The organism is Flintibacter sp. (genome assembly GCF_046973065.1).
In genome coordinates, this window is sequence record NZ_JBKVXZ010000060.1 from 1 (window position 1) to 23,399 (window position 23,399).

24 protein-coding genes, 5 tRNA genes, 1 rRNA gene and 1 pseudogene are annotated in these 23,399 nt (G+C 50.7%); 4 read left to right on the forward strand and 27 right to left on the reverse strand.

The window, feature by feature from the left end; all coding sequences use genetic code 11:
* A partial coding sequence (locus ACLTXB_RS15885; RefSeq protein ID WP_428227649.1) for a potassium transporter TrkG occupies positions 1 to 652 on the reverse strand: 652 nt, incomplete at its 3' end.
* Positions 653 to 925: 273 nt separating this feature from the next.
* Here ACLTXB_RS15885 and ACLTXB_RS15890 point away from each other — a divergent pair.
* Positions 926 to 2,116: an IS256 family transposase gene (locus ACLTXB_RS15890; RefSeq protein ID WP_428226195.1), complete on the forward strand. Its 1,191-nt coding sequence runs from the start codon at positions 926 to 928 to the stop codon at positions 2,114 to 2,116.
* An 844-nt stretch (positions 2,117 to 2,960) separates the two neighbouring features.
* Here the strand turns inward: ACLTXB_RS15890 and ACLTXB_RS15895 are convergent.
* The 9 genes from ACLTXB_RS15895 to ACLTXB_RS15935 all read right to left on the reverse strand — a co-directional run bounded on the left by ACLTXB_RS15895 (position 2,961) and on the right by ACLTXB_RS15935 (position 12,735).
* Positions 2,961 to 4,118 (reverse strand): pyridoxal phosphate-dependent aminotransferase, encoded by a 1,158-nt coding sequence (locus ACLTXB_RS15895; RefSeq protein ID WP_428227650.1) that lies wholly within the window; start codon positions 4,116 to 4,118, stop codon positions 2,961 to 2,963.
* Between the two features lie 322 nt (positions 4,119 to 4,440).
* Positions 4,441 to 5,613 carry a M20 family metallopeptidase gene (locus tag ACLTXB_RS15900; protein WP_428227651.1) on the reverse strand — a complete coding sequence of 391 codons (1,173 nt, stop codon included), beginning with the start codon at positions 5,611 to 5,613 and terminating at the stop codon, positions 4,441 to 4,443.
* 22 nt (positions 5,614 to 5,635) lie between these two features.
* Complete coding sequence (locus ACLTXB_RS15905; protein WP_428227652.1) at positions 5,636 to 6,349, reverse strand: aspartate/glutamate racemase family protein; 714 nt, start codon at positions 6,347 to 6,349, stop codon at positions 5,636 to 5,638.
* A 17-nt stretch (positions 6,350 to 6,366) separates the two neighbouring features.
* Positions 6,367 to 7,806, reverse strand: a complete 1,440-nt coding sequence (locus ACLTXB_RS15910) for a M28 family peptidase (protein ID WP_428227653.1) — start codon at positions 7,804 to 7,806, stop codon at positions 6,367 to 6,369.
* Positions 7,807 to 8,132: 326 nt separating this feature from the next.
* Positions 8,133 to 8,828: an ABC transporter ATP-binding protein gene (locus ACLTXB_RS15915; RefSeq protein WP_428227654.1), complete on the reverse strand. Its 696-nt coding sequence runs from the start codon at positions 8,826 to 8,828 to the stop codon at positions 8,133 to 8,135.
* Between the two features lie 3 nt (positions 8,829 to 8,831).
* Complete coding sequence (locus ACLTXB_RS15920; protein WP_428227655.1) at positions 8,832 to 9,602, reverse strand: ABC transporter ATP-binding protein; 771 nt, start codon at positions 9,600 to 9,602, stop codon at positions 8,832 to 8,834.
* Positions 9,595 to 10,500: a branched-chain amino acid ABC transporter permease gene (locus ACLTXB_RS15925; RefSeq protein ID WP_428227656.1), complete on the reverse strand. Its 906-nt coding sequence runs from the start codon at positions 10,498 to 10,500 to the stop codon at positions 9,595 to 9,597. The genes ACLTXB_RS15920 and ACLTXB_RS15925 overlap by 8 nt, the downstream gene beginning before the upstream one ends.
* Positions 10,501 to 10,512: 12 nt before the next feature.
* Positions 10,513 to 11,385 carry a branched-chain amino acid ABC transporter permease gene (locus tag ACLTXB_RS15930; RefSeq protein ID WP_428227657.1) on the reverse strand — a complete coding sequence of 291 codons (873 nt, stop codon included), beginning with the start codon at positions 11,383 to 11,385 and terminating at the stop codon, positions 10,513 to 10,515.
* A gap of 165 nt (positions 11,386 to 11,550) precedes the next feature.
* Positions 11,551 to 12,735, reverse strand: coding sequence for an ABC transporter substrate-binding protein (locus ACLTXB_RS15935; RefSeq protein WP_428227658.1), 1,185 nt, complete (start codon positions 12,733 to 12,735; stop codon positions 11,551 to 11,553).
* 240 nt (positions 12,736 to 12,975) lie between these two features.
* On the opposite strand from ACLTXB_RS15935, the gene ACLTXB_RS15940 reads away from it, so the two are divergent.
* A complete protein-coding gene (locus tag ACLTXB_RS15940) occupies positions 12,976 to 13,749 on the forward strand; it encodes an IclR family transcriptional regulator (RefSeq protein ID WP_428227659.1) in 774 nt (257 codons plus the stop codon).
* Here ACLTXB_RS15940 and ACLTXB_RS15945 read toward each other — a convergent pair.
* The 11 genes from ACLTXB_RS15945 to ACLTXB_RS15995 all read right to left on the reverse strand — a co-directional run bounded on the left by ACLTXB_RS15945 (position 13,687) and on the right by ACLTXB_RS15995 (position 20,353).
* Complete coding sequence (locus tag ACLTXB_RS15945) at positions 13,687 to 14,013, reverse strand: ATP-binding protein (RefSeq protein ID WP_428227670.1); 327 nt, start codon at positions 14,011 to 14,013, stop codon at positions 13,687 to 13,689. The two genes, ACLTXB_RS15940 and ACLTXB_RS15945, sit on opposite strands and share 63 nt — an antisense overlap.
* On the reverse strand, positions 13,986 to 14,234 hold the full coding sequence (locus ACLTXB_RS15950) for a hypothetical protein (protein WP_428227660.1): 249 nt from the start codon (positions 14,232 to 14,234) through the stop codon (positions 13,986 to 13,988). The genes ACLTXB_RS15945 and ACLTXB_RS15950 overlap by 28 nt, the downstream gene beginning before the upstream one ends.
* Positions 14,228 to 14,572, reverse strand: coding sequence for a hypothetical protein (locus ACLTXB_RS15955; RefSeq protein WP_428227661.1), 345 nt, complete (start codon positions 14,570 to 14,572; stop codon positions 14,228 to 14,230). The genes ACLTXB_RS15950 and ACLTXB_RS15955 overlap by 7 nt, the downstream gene beginning before the upstream one ends.
* A gap of 143 nt (positions 14,573 to 14,715) precedes the next feature.
* A complete protein-coding gene (locus ACLTXB_RS15960; protein WP_428227671.1) occupies positions 14,716 to 14,796 on the reverse strand; it encodes a hypothetical protein in 81 nt (26 codons plus the stop codon).
* An 87-nt stretch (positions 14,797 to 14,883) separates the two neighbouring features.
* On the reverse strand, positions 14,884 to 15,111 hold the full coding sequence (locus ACLTXB_RS15965; protein ID WP_428227662.1) for a hypothetical protein: 228 nt from the start codon (positions 15,109 to 15,111) through the stop codon (positions 14,884 to 14,886).
* 770 nt (positions 15,112 to 15,881) lie between these two features.
* Positions 15,882 to 17,711: a VirD4-like conjugal transfer protein, CD1115 family gene (locus ACLTXB_RS15970; RefSeq protein ID WP_428227663.1), complete on the reverse strand. Its 1,830-nt coding sequence runs from the start codon at positions 17,709 to 17,711 to the stop codon at positions 15,882 to 15,884.
* Positions 17,708 to 18,208, reverse strand: coding sequence for a PcfB family protein (locus ACLTXB_RS15975; RefSeq protein ID WP_428227664.1), 501 nt, complete (start codon positions 18,206 to 18,208; stop codon positions 17,708 to 17,710). Before ACLTXB_RS15975 ends, ACLTXB_RS15970 begins: the two co-directional genes overlap by 4 nt.
* A 101-nt stretch (positions 18,209 to 18,309) precedes the next feature.
* On the reverse strand, positions 18,310 to 18,621 hold the full coding sequence (locus ACLTXB_RS15980) for a DUF5720 family protein (protein ID WP_428227665.1): 312 nt from the start codon (positions 18,619 to 18,621) through the stop codon (positions 18,310 to 18,312).
* The gene (locus ACLTXB_RS15985; protein WP_428227666.1) at positions 18,614 to 18,976 is read right to left on the reverse strand and encodes a hypothetical protein; all 363 of its coding nucleotides are present in this window, start codon (positions 18,974 to 18,976) and stop codon (positions 18,614 to 18,616) included. Before ACLTXB_RS15985 ends, ACLTXB_RS15980 begins: the two co-directional genes overlap by 8 nt.
* Before the next feature lie 48 nt (positions 18,977 to 19,024).
* The gene (locus ACLTXB_RS15990) at positions 19,025 to 19,918 is read right to left on the reverse strand and encodes a DUF6017 domain-containing protein (protein ID WP_428227667.1); all 894 of its coding nucleotides are present in this window, start codon (positions 19,916 to 19,918) and stop codon (positions 19,025 to 19,027) included.
* A gap of 69 nt (positions 19,919 to 19,987) precedes the next feature.
* A complete protein-coding gene (locus tag ACLTXB_RS15995) occupies positions 19,988 to 20,353 on the reverse strand; it encodes a ParA family protein (protein WP_428227668.1) in 366 nt (121 codons plus the stop codon).
* Positions 20,354 to 20,655: 302 nt separating this feature from the next.
* Between ACLTXB_RS15995 and ACLTXB_RS16000 the strand changes: the two are divergent.
* Both ACLTXB_RS16000 and ACLTXB_RS16005 read left to right on the forward strand, forming a co-directional pair.
* Positions 20,656 to 20,883, forward strand: a pseudogene (locus tag ACLTXB_RS16000) (tyrosine-type recombinase/integrase); the annotation flags it as partial.
* Positions 20,841 to 22,274 (forward strand): tyrosine-type recombinase/integrase, encoded by a 1,434-nt coding sequence (locus ACLTXB_RS16005; protein WP_428227669.1) that lies wholly within the window; start codon positions 20,841 to 20,843, stop codon positions 22,272 to 22,274. The pseudogene ACLTXB_RS16000 and the gene ACLTXB_RS16005, both read left to right, overlap by 43 nt.
* A 162-nt stretch (positions 22,275 to 22,436) precedes the next feature.
* Here ACLTXB_RS16005 and ACLTXB_RS16010 read toward each other — a convergent pair.
* From ACLTXB_RS16010 to rrf, 6 genes are all read right to left on the reverse strand, one after another.
* Positions 22,437 to 22,512 (reverse strand) — tRNA-Thr (locus tag ACLTXB_RS16010).
* A gap of 112 nt (positions 22,513 to 22,624) precedes the next feature.
* A tRNA-Asp gene (locus ACLTXB_RS16015) sits at positions 22,625 to 22,701 on the reverse strand.
* A 39-nt stretch (positions 22,702 to 22,740) separates the two neighbouring features.
* Positions 22,741 to 22,816: transfer RNA gene (locus ACLTXB_RS16020), tRNA-Trp, on the reverse strand.
* 3 nt (positions 22,817 to 22,819) lie between these two features.
* Positions 22,820 to 22,896 (reverse strand) — tRNA-Ile (locus ACLTXB_RS16025).
* A gap of 66 nt (positions 22,897 to 22,962) precedes the next feature.
* A tRNA-Asn gene (locus ACLTXB_RS16030) sits at positions 22,963 to 23,035 on the reverse strand.
* Between the two features lie 39 nt (positions 23,036 to 23,074).
* Positions 23,075 to 23,190 (reverse strand): 5S ribosomal RNA (rrf, locus tag ACLTXB_RS16035).
* Between the last annotated feature and the right edge of the window lie 209 nt (positions 23,191 to 23,399).

The window sequence follows — 23,399 nt, forward strand, 5'->3', positions numbered from 1 at the left end:
TATCTTCCCAGGTCAAAAAGCCAATGCCGCCAATGGCAATGAGCAGCGCGATCACAATGGAGATCACAGGATTGCCTGCATAATCCGTCAGGGAAGAAAAGGGGGCTTTGACCCCCATTAAATCAAAGCCTGCATTGCAAAAGGCGGAAATGGAATGAAAGAGCGAATACCACGCGTCCTTTAAAAGTCCAAACTCACGAAAAAACACCGGAAAGAGCAGCACCGCGCCGAATAGCTCCACCGCCAGGGCCGTTTTTAAAATAAACCCAGTCCGCCGTACGATTCCCCCCACGTTTGGCGCCGCAATTGCTTCCTGCATGGTGCTGCGCTGCATCAGTCCGATCTTTCTGCCCGAGAGAATCGCAAACGCACCCGCCACCGTAATGACTCCCACCCCGCCAATCTGGATCAGCAGAATAATGACGGACTGCCCGAAATTGGACCAATAGGTGGCGGTATCATGGATCACCAATCCCGTCACACAAACGGCAGACGTGGAAGTGAACAGCGCATCCAAAAAGGGGGTGCACTCCCCCGTTTTTGTTGATACAGGAAGCATGAGCAGAAAACTTCCCATGAAAATAACCAGCAGAAAGCCAAATATAATAATCCGGAACGGGGACTTATTGTTTTTATGTAAAAGCCGCCACATAAGCCTCCACCTCTTAATACATCTTTATCTCATCTTTATACTCTTATTATCTACACATCGTCTAAAGGAGGTATTAACGTATGAAGGCATATATTAAGACGCCGCCTTTGTCTGGAATATTCGTATTTTGATAAAATCCCTCCCTGTACACGCGTCATAGCAAAACAACGAGGATAAGGTAGAATAAGTTTCGCAAAAACAAAAAGAGACATGGCTTGCAGATCTCTGGTAGAATGAAGTCGCGACACACCATTCGAAAGGAGACAGCAAACCATGTCGGAAAAGATTGTACAGCTAAACGAAGAAGTTATCAAGGGCCAACTCAAGGAACTTGTGCGTGGAAGTGTAGAAGAAACGCTCAACGAGCTGTTGGAGGCCGAAGCAGAGAAGTTGACCCAAGCGGCACGGTACGAGCGTAACGAGCAGCGCCAGGGCTACCGCAGCGGCCACTACAGCCGCAACCTCACCACCACTTCTGGGGATGTAACTCTCAAGGTACCTAAACTCAAAGGGATCTCTTTTGAGACCGCTATTATTGAGCGGTATCGCCGCCGGGAGAGCAGCGTGGAAGAGGCTCTCATTGAGATGTACTTGGCCGGCGTATCCGTCCGGCGTGTAGAGGACATTACCGAGGCCCTCTGGGGCAGCAAGGTTTCTCCCTCCACCATCAGTGAACTGAACAAGAAAGCGTATGTCCACATCGAGGATTGGCGAAACCGCCCTCTGCAGGGCGGACACTATCCGTATGTCTATGTGGATGGGATCTACCTGCGCCGCAACTGGGGTGGAGAGTTTGAAAATGTGGCTATTCTGGTGGCAATCGCGGTCAATGAGGATGGATACCGAGAGGTTTTGGGCGCCGCTGAGGGTATGAAAGAGGACAAAGCCAGCTGGGTCAGCTTCTTCCAGTGGCTGCATGGCCGTGGCTTGGACGGGGTCAAGCTGGTGGTTGGAGACAAGTGCCTTGGCATGCTGGAGGCCGTAGGAGAAGTGTTCCCCGAAGCAAAGTACCAGCGTTGCACCGTCCACTTTTACCGCAACGTGTTCTCTGTAACGCCTCGCTCCAAGGTGAAACTGGTGGCCAAGATGCTCAAAGCGATCCATGCTCAGGAGAGCAAGAAAGCCGCCAGAGAAAAGGCTAAGGCTGTGGTGGAGGAAATCCGTTCCATGAAACTGAAGGAGGCCGCCAAGAAGGTAGAGGATGGTATAGAAGAGACTCTTACCTACTGCGACTTTCCAAGCGAACACTGGACCCGCATCCGCACCAACAATGTCATTGAGAGGCTGAACCGGGAGATCCGCCGCCGCACCCGTGTGGTGGGCAGTTTCCCAGACGGCAACTCTGCCCTTATGCTGGTTTGTGCCCGGCTGCGCCATGTGGCCGGTACCCAGTGGGGCAACAAGAAGTACATGAATATGAATCACCTGGAGGCCGTCCTTGAGGATGCCTCCATTGCTGGCTGACTTCATTTACTCCAGCGACTGCAAACTAATTTGCGAAAAATCCTTGACACTACCCGCTTACATTCTTTTTGCTTTTTTCTCTCAGTTAAAACAGTTAAAATAATCCACAGGTAAAATGATCCACAGGGTTTAAAAACAAAAAATCCTCGAAAACCGAAGTTCTCGAGGATTCTTGGAGCTGCTAGGCAGATTCGAACTGCCGACCTCATCCTTACCAACACAAATTTTTTCATTTTTCTAATCTTTTTGCGTTGTTTATAGGTATTTCCGCTCCAGACAGATTGCTTTCCCACACTTTTGAATCGCAGGATTTCCGATGGTTCCGGCTCCGTCTGTGGCTGGTTGTGTGGTCAGTGTGGCAACTGTAACGCTTAAACTCGCAATGATTGTATTATTGATTTTCCACAGAAATGTTAACTTCTTTTGAGACTCTCAAGGAACAGAAGTCTAAAATCTTTACATTCCTAAAGGAAGTTCAGCCACCTTCTTGCTATCTTTACTTTTTCTTGTGTTCCAGTTTACTAGTTTGAAATTACAAAATCCTTTCAATTGCCTCGCCAGCCATACAGTTTTTCTTTTGCTTGACAGAGCATTTCCATGGCGATTTCCTCTATTTTTAGTACGCCGTTATCAAAGATAAAAATCTGCCCAGATAGCAAGAAATTACGCCGTTCGGTCTAACTTCAGCCACCTCAATACCCTAAGTACTGGCAGCAAGTAATTTCCCGATAATAGTAGTCATCTGCCATCCGAATTGAAATACAAACCAATCTTCACCATATGGTTCTTTTATTTTTATAAGTATCTATGCTACTATTTTCAATGCATTTCGACACAGTTGAATCTATGCCAACGTTTTACAAAAGCATTCTATCCGACGTAACGCTTCAGAAAGATCCTCTTCCGAGCAGGTGTAGGCAATACGGATAAAGCCTTCTCCACACTCTCCAAATGCGCTGCCCGGAATGCACACGACTTTTTGTTCTTCTAACAGGCGATTGCAAAAGTCGACACTGCTCAAGCCAAAACCACTGATATCAGCAAAGGCGTAAAATGCGCCTGTCGGCTGATTGCAGTGTATACCGTTGATCTTAGACAGACCGTTTAGCAAGATATCTCGGCGTCGCGCAAAAATTCGGCATAATTCTTTGCATAATTCCGGATGGTCCAGAGCAATTGTACCAGCATATTGACCAGGAGCATTGGCGCAGGCATTAAAATTTTCCTGACATTTAGTCATTCGGTCAACAATTTCTGCAGGCCCTGCTACATATCCGATTCTCCAGCCTGTCATAGCATATGATTTGGAGAAACTATTAATGATCACCGTTCTCTCCTTCATACCAGGAAACGCCGCAATACAAGGTGCTTCTTCTCCGGCATAGAGCAGCGTATTGTATACGTCATCAGATATGACTAAGAGATCGTGTTTCACTGCTAGTTCTGCAATTTTCTGCATCGTCTCCCGCGTCATGACAGATCCCGTGGGGTTATTCGGAGTATTGATCATCAGTGCCTTCGTACGGGGCGTGATACAGTTTTCGATGGTCTCAGGTTGCATTTCAAAATTGTGTGCCAAATCAGTTGGTACCCGAACCGCTATACCGCCGCAGTAAGAAACTTGTGCCACATAGTTCAGCCATTGCGGATCCTGAATCAGGACCTCATCTCCATCATTGAGCAGTACAAGAAATAACAAACTCAGTGCCCCCATACCGCCGTTGGTAACGATAATTTCCGTGTTTGGGTCATAGTGCAGATCTTTTAGGTAAGTCTTTTCAGCAATTGCTTGTCGGAAGGCAAGCATCCCGGCATTGGGTGTGTAGTGTGTAATACCTTTATCAAGGGCTTCCTTACATGCATCACATATCAGTTTCGGGGTTGGCATATCAGGTTCTCCAATACCTAAACTGATAACATCGGACATTTTATTTGCACGGTCAAACATGGCACGGATTGTTCCTTGTTTAAGACCCTTTGCCTTATTGTTGATCCATTTCACAGTAATGACAGGCTCCTTTCTATCTCTGTACCCGTCCACTTCCGTTGCCATTCATTAGTTTTTTGACATCGGAAACTGTAACACGGTTAAAATCTCCCGGAATACTATATTGAAGGTAAATATGCCTTACATCAAAGGGCTTATCGTATTCATATTGCTGATGAAACAGTATTGCCAACGTTTTATTTTTACTATATGAAAAGTTCGTTTTTGACCTATATTGAGAAGACTTCCTTTCGTTCATCCATAACATCAATACGGTGCCCTATGCTGAACAATTTTCCGGGACTTCTGCCCCGACCTCCTTTCTTGCCTGATTTTGTCAGAGAATGTATTCTATACGAACAGGGGCGTCCTGCTCTTCTCCCAACAGATATCGCATATACACCTGCATAACGACAGACATCTCCTCAACACTGACCCACTCATCAGCAGCATGCATGCCACCGCCTCCAGGTCCGAAACAAACTGCTGGTATTCCACATTCTGCTGTCAGATAGTTGTTGTCGCAGACGCCGTCCGCATATCCCACCTGCAGTGTCTTCCCTGTCACTTGGTAATAGAGTTGACGAATCTTTTGAACATCTGGATGTGTTTCTTCCACTACATAGGGTGGATAGAATGGAACTTCTGTTTCAAAAGTAAATTCCGCATGTAAACCAAGGCATTTCACCTGGTTTCGGAGGTCTTCACAAATTGTTTCAGCTGTCTCGCCTGGAACAATATGTTTGTTGATCAGTGCCGTACAGGTGTCAGGTACCACCAATTGGTACTCTTCTCCGCCACCTTTTACTTGAAGCGTGACATAGGGCTGGCTGTCCATAGTGGAGTGGGAATACAGCGGAAGATTCCGCAAAGAGCCCAGTAAGCGGCCCATCTCCTCAACAGCATTAATCCCCTTCTCCGGCTGTGCAGCATGGGCCGACCGCCCATATGCACGAGCACGGATTAAGAGTTTTCCACATGCGCCAATCTGCATAGTGGCAAATTCCGGCTCTGCGGCAATACAAAAATCTGCTGTTGGGTTTATGCCCATGAAACACCTCATCCCTTTGGAGTATGCCTCTTCATCACATACAAAAACAATTTCCAAAGTACCCGAAAACTGTTGCCTGTGTGCGACAACAGCTGCTGCCACCTGTATAATAATGGCAATGCCGGCTTTCATGTCGTTTGCGCCCCGACCAAAGATTTTACCATCCCGTTCCACAGGCTCAAACGGTTCTGTTGTCCAGCCGTCTCCCGGCGCAACTGTATCCATATGCCCGGTCAGCAGAATCCGTCTCCCCGGAAAGGCTCCGTGGATCCGAGCAATCACATTATACCGCCCCTCCTCAACAAGTTGTTTTTCAACATAGTCCGCACCAATTTGTTTCAGTCGGGAAAAAATATGCTGAGAAATTGCCTCCTCTCCGCCTGTAACAGAGGGGATACGGATCAGCGCCTTCAGTTCTTCCTTTACGTCTTCCAAATCCCAGGTCTGCTGTGTCTGCATCTGGTTCTCTCACCTCGTTCATTCAAATATGGATCTTTTCCCCAATAGCCGGATAGGCCTCTCTGCTCTGAGAAATCCCAAGCGTCCCCAACATCTGGGCGTATTGTACCGCCAGCGGCGCAGGATCAAGAACCGGTACCCCCAGCGCCTCGGACAGACGTTCCCCCATTCCTGCCATTCCAAGGCAGGAAAGGACAACACAATGGGCACCATCCTTTTCCACACACAGCCTGCCTGCTTGGTAAAGTGCATTAAACGTGGCATCCATATCCTCCCTCACATCAGAAACCGGAATCCCGATGCTGCGCACGGAGGCCAGCCGGGTCATATCAAACCCCTTCTCATAGACGGCCTCTGTATCACGCGCAATGCAGGTTGGCAGTACAGTCAGTACAGAAAATCTGTATCCCATATCCAAAGCCACCATTTTGGAGAGCTTTCCTGGCCCGATTACAGGAATCTTCACCAGTTCCCGGGCCGCGGCAACCGCCGGGTCACTGCCGCAGTATATGATAATGGCATCGTACCCGTCTTTTTCCGCCTGGGTCACTTTTCGCAGGATATGAGGCCCCGCCAACACCTCGTCATAGGACGACTCAATGCTCTCCGGACCTCCGTCGATGCAATCCACAGAGATCTCCGTATCGGCAGCTGCATATCCCTTCAGCATGATTTCCCGCTCATCCAGCGTTTTACGGGACATCCCGCTGTTTGGAATGATTACTTTTATTTTCATTGCTGTTCTCCATCTGACTATTTTCCAAGGAACAGTTCCACATACTCGTTGGCAAGCATTACTGCATCTGCTACCCGGTTCCGGTTGCGCAGCATTTTGGTGTAGAGCAGCCGATACTCCAGGGTATCCTTTGAAAGTCCGCTGAGTTTGATCATAGGGTAGAGCAGCGGCAGCGGTTTGGAGAGGATCGTACGGCCATAGCTGTCCTGATCATACTTCTCCGCATTGGTATAAAATGCATTTGTGAGGCTGCGGCTCAGGCGCAGCAGTGTGGCGTTCAGTCTTCTAATCTCCTCTTTGGGCAGGTTTGCGGCGTTGGCACGCTTTTCATTTAGAACAGATACATTTTTCGCCAGCCTGGAGATCGACTTTTCAATTCCGCCCAGTTCAATGATATTTTTGCTCTCCCTGCGGATAAATGCCACTTTCTCCCCGATGTCTTCACAGGTTTTCTGGAAGTCGTAGGGCAGCACCTCTGCGTTTACAAGGCCCCAAATAACCCCGGCATCCACTCGGTTGTCTTTCTCCAGGTTCTGTATATCCATCTTGTCAAGCGTATCTTCACAGGTGTGGTTCCAGTACCCCAGTGTTGCGCCGTTTTGTTCCTGCACCACATCCGGGAGGTAAGAAATTCGCCCGGCAATAGAGGGAACTCCGACCCCGAAAAACGACTGGTCTCCGGTTTTTGCCAGATAGTTCACATCCAAGTCCTCTCCAAGAACTTTTCGAATTATTTGGTCGGCATAATCAGAGAGCTCCCTGGATGCATCCGTGCAGTATTTGGCAGCACCTTTCATTCCCGTAGAATCAATGTTTATGTATCCAATACAGTTCTCCCGGATGTCCTCATAGAAGTAATCCTGGAACCAGGTGGAACCTGCCGCCTCTGCAATCTCATGTCCGTTCCAGTACAAAAAATAGATACTGCGTTTCAGCTTGTCCTTAAATTTGCCAAAGACGCGCGCCATCTCCAACATTGTACCATCGCCAGTCGCATTACAGGTTACACCCGGACACCACGCATCCAGATGGGCACTGACCAGCAAAAATTTTTCTGGCTCCTCCGTCCCACGAAGGATTCCCATGGGCTGCGGGAGGTATTCCCAATGCCGCGTCGCACTGGCCTGAATCTTTACCGTTACACGCTCATTTTTCAGGCACAGTTCTTTTAAATACTCTCCGTCCTTCCGGGTAACACTTACCCCCACGAGCTGCGGAATTGTGGGAAAGCTCTCCGGTGTAGGGTTTCCCCATACCGCCTTCAAACCCCGGTTACAGATCAATTCATGCTCTGTTGTGCCCCAGTTCATGCAAATCATCGCAGCTGCATGGTGCTCGCTGGCGAGCATGGCCTTCTCCGGCGTAGCCGGTGCATAGGACACCTCCACCAGAACCGCTTTACCCGCCACGTCCTTTCCAGCATAATCCTCCTCCCCGCCGGAGCCGAGGTAGACCACCTCAAACTCCTGTCCCTCGGGCGGGGTGGAGTTGATGTGGCAACAGGGCAGGCTGGCAAGTTTTTTCTCCACAGGGCAGGTCACCACAACTTCAGAACTGCCCGGATGGCTGTTATATGCCTCAAATTCCAGCAGATTGGTCTCCAATCCATATTCATCCATTTTCTTGCAGATATATTCTGCCGCCCGGCGGTCCTGCCCCTTTCCGGAAATCCGGTTGGGGGTATTTTCGGTCAGCCACTCGATGTGCGCCACCGATTGCTTTACATCCAATGTCTGAAGAATCTCATCAAGTAAGGTTTTCACTGCAATCCATCTCCTGTTTTTTATTTTCCGCCCAAATAGGACTGAATAATACTTTCATCGGCGGCCAGTTCCTTCCCGCTGCCCCGTTTCACAATCCGGCCCTGTTCCAAAACACAGGCTCTGTCCGCAATTGCAAGTGCCTTTTTGGCATTTTGCTCCACCAGCAGAACAGACACTCCTTTCCGGTTGATCTCCTGAATGATTCGAATAATGTCATTAACGATCAACGGCGCCAAACCAAGGGAGGGTTCATCCAGCATGATAATCTCCGGATTGGCCATGAGCCCTCTTGCAATGGCTAGCATCTGCTGTTCGCCTCCCGAGAGTGTTCCAGCCCGTTGTCTTCTGCGCTCCTTCAGTTTGGGAAACATAGAGAAGGCGCGCTCCTTTCCCTCAGCACTGCTACTAACGGTATACGCCCCGATCTCCAGGTTCTCTTCAATGGTAAGTCCAGGGAAAATCCATCTGCCCTCAGGCACCAGTACCATTCTCCGTTTTACAACTTCATGTGCCCGGGGCGGCAAAACCTCCCCATTTAACGCCACATGACCGTTGGAAGGACGGAGAACGCCTGCAATACACTTCATCAGCGTTGATTTTCCCGCACCGTTGGCCCCGATAATTGCCATAATCTCCCCTGGCTGCAGCTCAAATGAGACATCACGCAGGGCTTGTATCTTTTTGTAGGAGTAGCTGAGATGATCCACCTTTAGCACAATCTATTCACCTCCCAGGTATGCCTCAATCACCGCCGGATTGTGTTGAATTTCCTCAGGTTTCCCCTCCGCCAATTTGCTTCCGAAATTGAAAACCGTAATCTGATCACAGCTGTCCATAATCACGTCCATATGATGGTCAATTACAATAATGGTCACGTCATAGGCCGCCCGGATGGATTTGATTACAGAGGAAAGTTTTGCCGACTCCTCCTCATTCATTCCGGCTGCCGGCTCGTCCAGAAGCAGCAGCGTCGGTTCTGTCACTATTGCCCGGGCAATTTCCAGGCGGCGCTGCTGTCCATAGGGGAGATTTCCAGCCACCTGGTTCCGCAGCTCCCACAGCCCCAGTTCCTGTAGAATCTCTTTGGAAAAGGCTGCAATTTCTTTCTCTTCTCTTCGAAACTTTCCTGTTCGGAAAATTCCGTCCAGGAGGGAATAGGAGAGATGTTTCTGACAGGAGGTAATGATATTGTCGTATACGCTCAGTTCTCCAAACAAGCGGATATTCTGGAATGTCCGGGCCACACCCATTGCCGCTGTCTCATGGGTCTTCTTTCCAACCAGGGATGCCTCGTTTAACATCAGGTTTCCTTCTGTTGGGTGATAAATCCCGGTAATCAAGTTAAACATGGTGGTCTTTCCCGCTCCATTGGGCCCGATGATTCCATGGATCTCCCCAGGGGCAACAGAAAAACTGATATCGTTCAAGGCAACAATTCCCTCAAACCGCTTTGTCACATGTTCCACCGTCAGTTTTGCTGCTTTACTCATCCTGACCACCTCCGTCCGCCTTCCCATCCCGTTTTCTCTGCATCAACCGTTTGATACGGCGCAGCAGACCGTATATCGTAAACTCTTTATTCCCCATCAATCCGGATGGTTTGAAGACGACAACCGCAACTACAAGCACGCCATAGGCAACCATTCTCCACTCCTCTACAGAGGGAATCCGCAAATATTCCGGTAACGGGATCAGGATAATCCCTGCTAAAATTGTACCAGTTAAACTGCCTGTACCACCCAGGATCACCGTCATAGTCAGTTCATTTGACTTAGCCATTGTGAACATTGTGGGATATAGATACCCCATATATCCCGCCAACAGGCCACCAGCCAGACCGCAGAGGGCACAGCTGATAAGAAATGCCAGCATTTTATAATTCGTGGTGTTGACCCCAATGGATTTTGCCGCAAGCTCTTCTTCCCGTACCGCCACGCAGTTTCTTCCTTGCTTAGAATGCAAAAAATTAGCAAGCCCTACTACTATCACGACCAGGAGAACCAATACCAGGGGAAAAGAAGTCCCCTTTTCAATATCTGTCAGTCCTCTGGAACCACCTGTTATCGTGGGCATATTTTCAATCAGAAGTTTTGTACATTCTCCAATGGCAAGTGTTGCAATTACAAAGTAGTCTCCACTCAGGCGCAAGGTCGCCTTCCCAATCAGCGCACCTACCAGCATAGCTGCAAAGATTCCTGCCAATAATCCTATTAAAAATGGTACCTGCAGACTTTTCACCACAATTGCAGTCACATAAGCTCCAATGGCCATAAAGCCTGCATGTCCAAGCGAAAACAGTCCCGTGAACCCAACCAGGATGGAAACACCCAATGTTGCAATCAAATAAATTCCCGTCAGCGTTGCAACGCCAATCCAATACGATGCCATGCCACTCCCCCCTTATGCTTTATCTTCCGAGCTCTTCCCCAGCAGTCCAGCAGGCCGAATGAGGAGAACAGCGACCAACAGCGCATAGGCAAACAGATTCCGAAGTGAGGATGAAACATAGGCGGACACCAGAGTCTCCAATATCCCCAGCAGCATGGCACCGAGCATTGCCCCCGGCAAGCTACCCAAACCTCCAAATACCGCACTGATAAACGCCTTTGTGGTCAGATTTCCCAGAGTCGGATAGGCTGTGTATTTCAGCCCCAGAAAAACACCTGACATTCCAGCCAATCCACCGGCCAGAACAAAGACAAAAAGAATCAGCTTTCGTACATTGATTCCCATGATAGATGCTGTTGTAAGATCAAACGCGGCTCCTCGAATGGCAAGCCCCACTTTTGTCTTCTGAATCAGCAGCTGCACCAGCAGAAGAGCGCATCCACTGGCCAGCAGAATAATCAAATCCACCAAGCCGATACTTGCTCCAAAGATGGAAATCGGAGCGGAAGAAAATTCCGTTGTATAGGCATGAAAGCGGCCGTCCAGCAAAACAACAATCAGGTTTTCTCCGATGATGGAAATACCAAGTCCTGCAATCAGCAGATAGATGCGTTTCGCTCCTTTGTCCAGCAGGGGCTGATATGTCACTCGCTCAATGACAGCCCCCAACAGTGCACCCAAAAGGATTGCGCAGACCCCTGCCACCAAAATATTGTCCGCTACCAAACTGAGGTAAAAGTAACCCGCATATGCGCCAATCAGTACCGATGCGCTGTGTGCAAAATTTGTAAAATTGAGCAAGCTGTAAATCAGTGAATATCCGACCGCCATCAGTGCATAAATACTGCCGATGGACAACCCGGTTATCAACTGTTGAAAAAACACACCGTCCGCCTCCTTTGTCATCGCTTTATCGGTCTAGCATAGATTGAACCTACCGACAATACTAGCGTTCTATCCTGGCAGGTTCACCAGTCTGCCTACCGCTCTTCTTATCAGCAGGTCCAATCGTTCCGTTATATCATGCGTTTCATATTATGCTTGTCAAAGTTAGTCATAGGAAATCTCATATGTGTCAATCGCTTCAAATGCAGATTCGCCCACTTGGAAAATAATAGCATCGCGAACCACCTTGTGATCTTCACGGATAGAAATATCGCAGGTCAAGCCCTCGACGTGGTCAACTGTTTCCAAGGCGTCGCGAATTGCAGCAGAATCCGTGCTGCCTGCCCGCTCTACCGAATCCTTAATTACAGCAAACGCATCATATGCAAAGTATGCATTTTGACCCGCCGCATCACAAGGCTCCCCGAACGTATCCTGATAGGTTGCCTTGAACTCATCCAAATCGCTGTCGTTTCCATCAACAGTACAGACAAAATACGATCCGGTAATTGCTTCTCCGGCCAGGGAGAAAATGTCCTCCGCCATCCAGCAGTCCGGCCCCATAAACAGTTCTTCCATCCCCAGGTCACGGGCCTGTGTTGTAGCCAATGCAAGTTCTTTATAGGTCATAGGCAGAAACAGCACCTCCGGTGCACTCTGATGCAGTGCAGCCAGCTGGGCTCTGAAATCTACATCGCCGGTTGTGTAGGACTCAATATCAGTAATCGAACCCCCGCGCTCCTCAAACGCCTTCTGAAAGTTTGTGGTAATTCCCGTAGAATAGTCCGAACTGATTTCCTGCAAAATCCCAACACTGCGGATCCCTAAAACGTCATAGGCATATTGAGCCATAACTGTCCCGAGTGCAGGGTCTGCCAGGCATACCCGGAATGTCCACTCGCGGACATTCCCATTATCATCCTCGGTCACCTTTGAGTTCGTGGCACAGGTTGCAACACAGGGCACCTTATACTCCTCACAAACCCCGGCCAGGGCCAGTGTTGTTCCAGATGCATTACATCCAATAATGACATCCGCACCGCCTGCCTCGATTGCTTTCTTTGCTGCGTTACTGGTTTCAACGTTATCGTTTCGATTGTCGTATGTGTCCAACACAACGTTATACCCCGCAATACCTCCTGCAGCATTGATCTCCTCTACCAACATCTCCAGCGTATTCTTTTCCGGTGTTCCCCAAGCTGCTGCCTCCCCGGTAAGAGGTCCGATATACGCAATCCGTAGCTCATTGTCGTTTCCTGCCGTATCTCCTTTCTTTTCACCGCACCCAGCCAATGCAAACACCAAGCATAGACTTAACAGGGCCGCTATGGTCTTTCGTATACTTCTCATACCTTTTCCTCCAGTTCTGCATCTTTTCTATTTCTCATTGTGAAACATTGTTTCACTTTATGTTTTTATCTTACTATTCACTTTTTTATCTGTCAATAATAAATCTTTTAATCCAAAATAATTTGGTTATAATGTCCAAAGCGAGCCGTGATTATTCTATATGATAAAACATATTTGATTTTCATTTTATTATGTGATATACTACATTAAAATAACTTCATCGTGCAGAGGTGAGCGATTATGTCAGAAGAGTCCAAAACAGTTGCCGTATTAGAAAAGTCCATTCAAGTTTTGGAATACCTGGCCCTGCACCCGGGCGGGATCCCTCTCAACGAAATCGCATCTGGCGTCTCCCTCAACAAAAGCACTGTGTATCGGATTTTACATACCTTGCGGTTGAAGGGGTATGTCTCGCAGGATTCTATCAACAACAATTATTCCTTAGGCGGGCGGCTGCTTATCTATTTGCCATTTCTCTCACAGATTGACATTTCTTCTGTTGCGCTGCCCTACATGCGGGATTTTTCTGACCAATACGGGGTCTCCACAAGTCTTGCGCTGTATGACAGCGAACAATCATTAACCGTTGATTGTTATACGCCAAATACCCCCTCATCTATCCGCGTAGCACCGGAAATCGGTCATCGGGCGGAATTATATTGTTGTGCATCAGGGAAAGCATTTTTATCTTGTTTTTCTGAAAAAGAATTATCAGCATACTTATCCAGCCATAAGTTTATTCCCCAAACTGCTCATACTCTTGTCAACCCACAGGCTTTAAAAGATGATATCTCATTAGCAAGGAACCGAGGATATTCTGTTGAATACAGAGAGAACGAAGACCAAATTCTCTCCATTGCTGCACCAATCCGAAGTGCCCAAACTTCCCTATTTGCAGCAATTACCATGATGACTTTGGTTCAACTTATTCACGAACAGGATATTCCTAAATTAGGTGAAGAACTTAAAATAATCTCTCATAAAATTTCTATAGATTTGGGAGCAAGCCACTAAAAAGGCGTCGCTTTTCGAGTGATTTTGAAAGGTGGCGCCTTTTTTAGTGGCATAGCCCGGGCCACAGAGACCCCCACCAGCAGATCCGGCAGGCGGATGTACTGCACTGCGGCTGGCAGCTATGCCAAGGGCGCAGGCCAAGTAAGTCTTTCCTGCGCCGGTGGCCCCCAGAACGATGACATTGTGTGTTTCCCGGGGGTAGGTGCAGGAGGCCAGGCGCAGGATCTGCTCCCAGTTCAGCTTTTGTTCCGGATGGTACTCAATGCTCTCGACACATGTGGCAGGGTCAGCGTAACCAGCATTACGGAGGAGGCGAGTAGACGATTACTTTTCCGGGCGCTCCACTCCACATCTACTAGCATGGCAAAGCGGTCCTCAAAGGCCACCGGCCGGAACTGCACATCCTCCAGTTGGGCGGAGAAGGTTTCCGCCATGACACTCAGGCGCATTTCATGCAATTTCCGTACCGTTTCATTGCTCAGCATGGTCTTTCCTCCCTCTTGTAGTAGCTGGCGTCCCTGGTAAACTTATGAGGTTTGGGCTCTTTCGGCCTGACCGGAACATCCTTATCCGGCAGTTTGTCCTGCCCAGATTTCAGAATGGACTGGATGCTTTTTAGGCTGGGGGAAGAAGTGTAAGGGAGGACTTTCTGACAGGCGCTCTCCAGATGATGTGAGGAATGGCGGTCTGCCAGTTTCAGCAGGGCCATACAGGACTTGTTTTTCTGCTGCTCCAATTTGTGGGCAGAGAGGAAAAGGCGTACCACAGCAGTGGTGTGCTGGCTGATCTGCTCTGCCCAGTGGACGAAACGCTCACCGTCCACTGCAGGTAGGTCTGGTGGTCCGGCGGCATATGGTTCTCCACCGTGTTGTACTGGATTGGACAGCCATGGAGACGCAGGTAAGAGGCGATCTGGATACCGGCGAAAAAGATCTCTACTGTAGTCCGGGTACGGCGCACATCCACCTACTGCTCGATGTACTCATACGGCACGGAATAATTTATGCGCTCCACATTAATATGGTAGTTATATTGGACGGTAGCCACTTTCCAGGCTGCCAACTCAAATGGTGCAGCCGGAAGAGGCGGCAGGAACTGTTTCTCCTCGGTAAAACAAGCTGCCCGGCTGCCATTCTATTTCTGGAAAGGCTTGTGGTTAGAGGTTTCCAGTTTCTCATGGATTGTTTCATTCAGTTCCACAAGGGACAGAAATTGGCGGTTACGCAGGGCCTCCAGAATCCAGGTAGAGACCACGCCAACGAACCCTTCCACAAAAGCCTTGTCCTTGGGACTGAGAGGATAGGACGGAAGAATGGCGGTGTTGTAGTGCTCCGACATCTCCTGGTAGGATTTGTTAAGCACAGTCTCTGTACGGGAGTTCTTGACAATACCGATCTTGAGGTTGTCCAGCGTGAAGATGCAGGTGACGCCGCTCTTCTACATCTCTCGGTGTGCCCGGCATCTTGTAGACAGGGTTCTTTCGCTCGGTTGGAAATAGCCACTGGGACACTTTCTGCTGCGGCATGGACTGCGCTTACTGCCAGCCAAGTTGCTGTTCCCGAGCACGGACTAATGTGCCGTGACCGTGTTGCGGCCGCAGCCAGCAGCATCTGCGATTTCCCGATTTGTGGGTCCCAGATTTTTGAGCCGAAAGATCTCTTTGTGATTGTCCATGGCAAGACCCCTTAAAATGAATTTACATCTGGCTATGCTGAATCCATTTTAGGGTCCATCCTGTCAACGCACCATGGTTGCGGTGACTATGCATCATTTCAGTGGCCTGGCTGCACCATTCGTGCGGTCTAAGGGCACCGTTTCAGACGGCGTATTCACCGATGAGGTGTTGACGGTTCCCGTTGTCATTGTACCTACCGGAATATGCAGAATTATATTATAGCCTGATTGAAAAATGCCATAAATTAAAGTTAGCCGGAATCATTTGAAAAAGGTAGATTTAGTCATTCATAGGCATACAAAAGCCGGAACAATCTGCCGCCCGGTTTCTGGGGGCTGATTCCGGCTGTCCTCCTTTTTTCATTATTTTTTGGTGATTGTCCGCTTTGTACGCCGATGGCCCAAAAAGGGCGGTTGAGGCGGATAGATACGATCACTCCTTTCACAGCGGAACAGATTTAAGCGCCCTCTACGTCTACTTCGTACACATCGTAGACCTCGTTGGGCTTGAGCTTGAGCCGAGTGGACAGGAACGCCTCGATGTCAAAGGCGTTCTTGGGGTCCGCGTCGGCAGTGTATGGGTAATTGGGGTGCTTGGTGATGTCGTACTTGTCCGAGAGGAAAGGCCGTACACCACGCAGCTGGAGAATGCACTTTCCGCCGTCCATGACAGCCAGTTCATCCTGGCTCATAAGCTCTTTGCCGAGCTTCTGGTAGTTGAGCGAGTGGGAGGTTTCCCGCCCACGATTCTCGCCGGTGTTGTAGGTGTCGATGGTCTCCTTGCCCAGCACGGCGGCCAGCTCCTTGAGGGTAGTCGGCTCCTTGCCGCCCAGGAAGATGGAGGTATCCATGTTGCCGATGATGGTATCGGCGTTGTCCTTGTAGATGGCCTTGAGCTGGGACTGTGCTTGCAACACCAGGCAGGCAGAGATCTCGCGGCTGCGGATGGTGGCGACCAGCTTTTCCAGCCGGGGAATCTGGCCGATGTTGGCGCACTCGTCAATGAGACACCGCACATGGACCGGCAGCCGCCCGCCGTACACATCGTCCGCTTTTTCACAGAGCAGGTTGAACAGCTGGGTGTAGCACATGGAGATCAGGAAGTTAAAGCTATCGTCCGTGTCGCTCATAATGAGAAACAATGCAGTCCGGCGATCTCCCAGTGTATCCAGTTCCAGCTCATCGTAGGAAGTGACCTCCCGCAGCTCGGCAATGTCAAATACAGCAAGGCGCGCACCGCAGGAAATCAAGATACTCTTGGCGGTCTTACCGGCGGCCAGCTTGTACTTCTTGTACTGCCGGACCGCAAAATGATTTGGCTTCTCAGCCTCCAGCGCGTCAAACATCAGGTCTACGGGATTCTTGAACTCCTCGTCATCCTCCCGGACCTCCATCGCGTTGATGAACTCGATAAGGGTGGAGAAATTCTGTTCCTCCACCGGAGCCTCGTAGTGGATATACCCGATGAGGGCGCAGTACAAAAGCGTTTCCGCCTTGACCCAGAAATCGTCCCCGGCCTTGCCCTCGCCCTTGGTGTTGGCAATCAGCGTTGTGACCAGCTTCAAGATGTCCTTTTCGGAGTGGATGTAAGCAAAGGGGTTATAGTGCATGGACTTCTTGAAGTTGATGGTATTGAGGACTTTGATCCGGTAAGGCTCATAGATGACCTTGCCGCGCTTATCCTTCATGGGCTTGCCGTCCTTGCCCAGCTTGGGTGTACCGCGCTGGAGCATTTTACCGCACTCCACCAGGATGGTGCCTTTGGGGTCTGTCACCACATAAGAGCTGTGCATCTGCATCAGGTTCGGCTTCAGCCAGAACCGGGTCTTGCCGGAACCGGAGCCGCCGATCACCAGAACATTTTTGTTTCTGGCGGTCTTGGGGTCTTTCGGGCGGCTGTTCATGGTCAGGCTCTCGGTTTTCGTCAGAATCACATTGTTCTGGAACACCGGGTCGATGTAGGGCGCGATGTCCTCATGGGTTCCCCAGCGGGCGGAGCCGTACTCCATACCGTGCCGGTACTTCTTGGCGTTCTTGCTCTTGAGATAGACCGCAAGCCGCAGGCCACCACCGCAGCACAGACCCACCAGCAGGTCCAGAGGGTGCAAGCTGGGCCACCAGCTGGCCAGTGCCACCGGCAGCGCGGAGAAGAACGAGAGCATTTTTGCCGAAGCGTCCGCACCCACGGCCATCCGCCATCCTTCACCGAAGTTGGTGGCGAACAGTCCCATCAGGATATACGGCATATTCAGCAAAAGGAGCTTTTTGATGTCAAGCTGCTTTTTCATCGTTCCAGCTCCTTCCGCTTGTTCCGGTCCACGACGGCGTGTTTCACCAGCTCTTTGAGCTGGCTCAGCTTTGCCAGCACGGACGGACGCTCTGTTTTCTGCGCCTTTCTGACCTTCTTGCCGGTGTACTCGGTAAAGGCAGCGGTCAGGGCATCCGCATCCCGGCCTTTGAAAAAGATCAGGTACTTGGGCGGGGAGCTGCTGCGGTCCTTCTTCACCGCATAGTCAACGCCGTATTTCCGGGCGATCTTCTCAAACTCCTTGATGGAGGGGTCGGTGATCTCGATGTTGGAAACGCCCTGATTCTGGCCGATCAGCTGTTTCACCGTCTGCTTGCCCTGGGGCTTCACAGGCGCGTCCCGGATTCTCTGCTTTCGCAGCTTCTTTTCCTTGCGGTGGGCAAGATATTTGCAAATGGCAGCCTTAAACAGACGCCCGGTGAACTTTGTGCCGCTGACTACCAGCATCAAAGTTCTGTTTTCTACTTCTTCCTGCATAGGTCATCGCCTCCTTTCCGCGGATTTTGCAGGGGTGGCGTTTAATACTAAGGCGGGACCACCAGCCGCCGCAGTAGATATTTCACGGTTGGAATCTCCTTTCAGCGCAGCTGGTCGGAACGGTCATAGTATAGATGCCCCTGGCGCACCTTGGCATGACTGAGAATCTTGATATGGCCCTTTTCCTGGCTCTCCAGGCTTTTCTGGTATCCGGCCTCCGTCAGAAACAGGCGGGTCCGTTTGCCTTTCCAGCCCACCGGGGACTCGTGGGTCAGTACATCGAAGATAATCATGTGCCGGGTGTCCTCGGCAAACCGCTGCAAATCCATGTACTCATGGCCGTGGTAGTTCTGCGCCCCGGCCTTGAGCCGCATTTCATCCATCAGCTGCCCCACGGTCTTACGCTCAGGCATGGCGCGCACCTCCTTTCCCGCGTCCCTGGCCCTTCACGGTCAGGATACCGTCCAGGGTGGTAGCGGTGATCCGCAGGCGCTCAGCGGTGGCGATGTCATTCTTCACGGTCTCGTCGATGCCGTGGCCGCAGACCACCAGCACATGGGACCGGCGCAGATAGTCTCGCGCCATATCCAGCCCGTCCTTGTGTTCCTGGGGAATCTCGTCCTTGAGGAAGGTGGACAAGAACAGAACCGGGCAGATGGGCGAATACCCGGCGTCGTACACCTGGCGGCAGTAGGCCGCAGCGTTCTCGGCGTTCTCATACTGGTTGTTGCTCCAGGGAGCCGTAATGTAGGCAAGAGGTCGTTTCATGGCAAAATCCTTTCTCCCGGTGTTTTCGGGCAGCAGAAAAGCGGCTGCTTACCAGCCGCCTGCGTACATATCGTGGTTAACTTGTGCGGTGTAGTGGTTGCTGATCGTGGTCGGCGCATTAAACAGCACCGCAAGCAGATACTGCTTCATGTTGCGGATTTCGGTGGTATTGTTCCGCAGGCATTCCATGACAAACTCGATGTGGGAGCAGTCCAGCTTCAAAAAACGGGAGCGGACCACCTCATGGGGGAAGTCGCTGCCAGCGATCCGGGTGGTTTTCCGCTTGGCGCAGACGGTCTCCACCATCAGCTCCACAATCTCGTCCAGGTCCTCCCGGTAGGTGGTAAACTCCCGGCACAGGTGGTCATACTCGATGTTCTCCAGAATCAAATCCCGATAATTTTCCATCTCTGAGACAGACATCGCATCCCTTCCTTTCCGTTCCGGCAGCTGTGCTGCCGCTGGCTCCCGGAAGGGAATGGAATCGGTACTTGCTCCCTGAGTAATTGATTTTTGAGTATTTGATTTCTCTATATTTAATTCTGCGGGCTTTTCCGTATCCGGTTTATCCAGATACGGGTTTTCCGTATCTGGTGAAGCCGTATCTGGTGCATCCGTATCCGGCTGGGGCGTATCCGGCTGTCGGGGCTGGGGCTGCTCATATATGACATACTCGGTGTCGCTGATCCGACCCTGCCGGTCCCGCAGCTGGTGGCGCACGATGTAACCGGCAGTTTCCAGCTCCCGCAGCGCATTCCCGATGGCGTCCACGCCCTCCTTGCAGATTTTTGCAAGGCCACGGGTGGTATAGTTCCAGTCATCCGGCAGGGACAGCATCATGGAAAGTAACCCTTTTGCCTTCAGGGACAATTCATGGTTCCGCAGGTGATGATTGCTCATAACCGTATAGTCGCGGGTTCTTTCAATCCGAAAGACCGCCATTGACTTCACTCCTTTCTGTTCTCAGGGCATGAAAAAAGCCACAATCTTTCGTAAAAAAGACTGTGGCGTTCAGCTGTTCTTGGTTTTCGTGTTCTTCCGGGGCCGGTAGGGACGCTTGGGCAGCGGCGGTTGGTCGAACAACGAATCATGCCCCGAAAACGGGAGGGTCTGCAAAACCCGGTCAATGTCGGTGGATTCCATGTCATACAGAGACTGGCAGTTTTCCCGGATACGGCCCATCGCGTCGGACAGTGTAAAGGGCAGCTTGTCCGGCTGGGGGTGGCCCAAGCTGATAGTAAGGCTGCCTTGCGGGTCCCCGTCGATCAGCAGCACTTTCTTTCCAGCCTGCGCCAGCCCAATCCCCAGGTTCGCGCAGGTGGTTGTCTTGCCAACGCCGCCTTTCTGGTTCGCGATGGCGATAATTTGCGTGTTCAATGACTTCACCTCATTTCTGATTGGTGTTGTCATGTGCCTGCACAGTAGTCCTGGAAATGACAAAAGCCGCCACTCGAAACAAGTGACGGCTTCGCCTAAATCCAATATTCTACTGTGCTTGAAATCAAAAGGCTTTGAGTTCCTTTCTGCTATTCATTTGTCGTTAATGAAACACCCCCTATAATTCGACTTGTTTCAGTATGATTTTTCGGTTTGGAAAAGGATGAAAAAACCAGACTGAAAACCTCAAAACCCTTGATTCTACGGGGCTTTTCCGGTTTGTCGTAATTATACCGTAAGGGCACACCTTCGCCACCCACGCACTGGCCAATGGCGTGGATGCCAAAACGCTGTCCGGTATCCTGGGCCATACAAAGGCCAGCTTCACCGTGGACACCTACACCCACACTACAAGCGATATGCATCGGAAAGCCGCGGAGATCGTGGGCGGCTTCCTGACCGACTATCTAGGAGAGGAGATGGCCCCATGGCAAAGCGCGGAAAACGCGGAGACGGCAGCGTCCACCTGAGGAAGGACGGGCGCTGGGAGGGCCGATATGTGGTCGGCCGCGATGAAAAGGGCTTCCCAATCACCAAGAACGTTTTGGCAAAAACCAAAGCGGAGTGTGTGGCAAAGCTGGATCAGCTGCGGGAAAGTCTCCAGGAGCCTGTGCCCGATCAGCCAAAGCCAGGGATTCTGCTTGGTGACTGGTTGAATGTCTGGTACCAGGGATATAAGAAAGTGAATCTCCGTCCCAACACCCAAATGTCCTACGAGCGCCGGATCTATCAGCATATCATCCCTGCTCTCGGAGACATCCGGCTGGACAAACTGACCACAGGGGATATCCAGAAGTTCTATGCAAACCTCAAAACAGGCGGCAGACTGCTGCGGACCGAACTCTACGGCGAAGGTTTGTCCGACCAGACCGTTCGGGGCATCCATACCACCCTCCACGCAGCGTTGAACAAAGCAGTAGAAGAAAAGCTGATTTTCCGCAATCCCTCCGATGGGTGCAAACTGCCATCTGCAAACCCCAGAGAAATGCAAGTGCTGACGCCGGAGGAAATCCAGCGACTGCTGATTCAGGCCAGGGAGGATGGCTGCTACGAACTGCTTCTGCTGGAACTGTCCACGGGCCTTCGCCGTGGTGAGATCTGCGCGCTGAAATGGGAGGACCTGAACTTCAAAACAGGAGCTCTGAAGATAGAGCGGCAGGTGCATCGGGTCAAGGGAGAACTGGTGGTATCGCAGCCTAAGACGAAAGCCTCCAACCGGAGTGTCGCCCTCCCCGCCCCGGTTCTGGCCGTCCTCAAGAGCTATAAGAAAGCCGTTCCTTCTCAATGGATGTTTCCTTCACCAGTAAAAGAGAACTCCCCACAAGATCCGGCAGCAGTACGAAAAAAGCTGTCCGCCGTCTTGGAGCGAGCAGACTGTAAGCACATTCGATTTCATGACCTACGCCACACCTTCGCCACCGCCTCCCTGGAGCACGGCATGGATGTAAAAACACTCTCCACCATCATCGGTCATGTCTCCAGCAGCACCACCCTGAACATTTACACCCATGTGACAGACGAGATGCAGCGGACCGCGGCTGCAAAGATTGACCTGGGGATTGGGAAACAGCCTCCCAAGGCAGAAACGGAAGTTGCTCCCCGAAAACCTGCTCCCAGTACCTTTCAGCCACACAAAGGGAAGCGGCGCAAACCCGGCACCGGCTGCCTGAGCCAGATCAACGATCACCTCTGGGAAGGACGTTACTCCCCCATCTGGCCGGACGGCAAAAAGCACGCCCGCAATGTCTATGCAAAGACCAGAAAAGAATGCGAGCAACTGTTAGCTGAACTCATTGAGCAGATGAAGGCGGAGATCGCCGCGGAAAAAGAGCGGCTGCGGCAGGCTGAAACGACAGGCTGAAAAAGCAGCGGGCCTCCGGAGGCAAAGCACCTTCGGAGGCCCATGTTTCTCTGTCTGTGGCTGGTTGTGTGGTCAAATAAAAAAGCAAAAGCTCAAACATCATAAAAAAGTCAGAAAAGCAAAAGAAAAACCACTTAAACCCGAAGATTTAAGTGGTTTTCTTGGAGCTGCTAGGCAGATTCGAACTGCCGACCTCATCCTTACCAAGGATGCGCTCTACCGACTGAGCTATAGCAGCATGGCTGTTCCCAAATAGGAACTATTTTGAACAGGCCAAACCTGGGATTTCCAAAGCGTCCCGGATATTTCCGGAGGCTATTCAAACAGCTCTCTGGCTGGAACTTTAAAAATGGCGACGCGGAAGGGACTTGAACCCTCGACCTCCGGCGTGACAGGCCGGCGTTCTAACCAACTGAACTACCGCGCCATCTTTCTATCAAAAGACAGCGGTCGCTGTAATTTGTCATGGCAGGGGCAGAAGGATTCGAACCCTCGGCACTCGGTTTTGGAGACCGATGCTCTACCAGCTGAGCTATACCCCTAAATGGTGGGCCTTCACGGGCTCGAACCGTGGACCGGCCGGTTATGAGCCGGCTGCTCTAACCAACTGAGCTAAAGGCCCATACCGTTCCACAGCGTTTAAAAAGTAGGCTTGCCGTCACAGCAACTGTGGCGGCAAGCCACATTCTGGCTCCCCCTGTTGGACTCGAACCAACGACCCTGCGGTTAACAGCCGCATGCTCTACCGACTGAGCTAAGGAGGCAAATAAGGGTCCGGTCCGGTTGGACCGAACCCTTTATGTTGGCGTTACCTATCTTCCCGGCCCGTCTCCAGGCAAGTATTTTCGGCAGAAGCGAGCTTAACTTCCGTGTTCGGAATGGGAACGGGTGGACCCTCGCCCTAATCAACACCAACTACTTTCCTTCGAAAAAGAAAGTAAGCAAAGAAAACTTCCGAAGAGTTTTTCTCTCCTTACCGTCTTTTTCAACGATAAGTATTATATCCGATTTCCTCACTTTGTCAAGAACTTTTTTATCAAAGTTCCTTTTTTCTTACTCTTAAAAGTAAGTGGTGACCCGTACGGGAATCGAACCCATGTTTGCGGCGTGAGAGGCCGCCGTCTT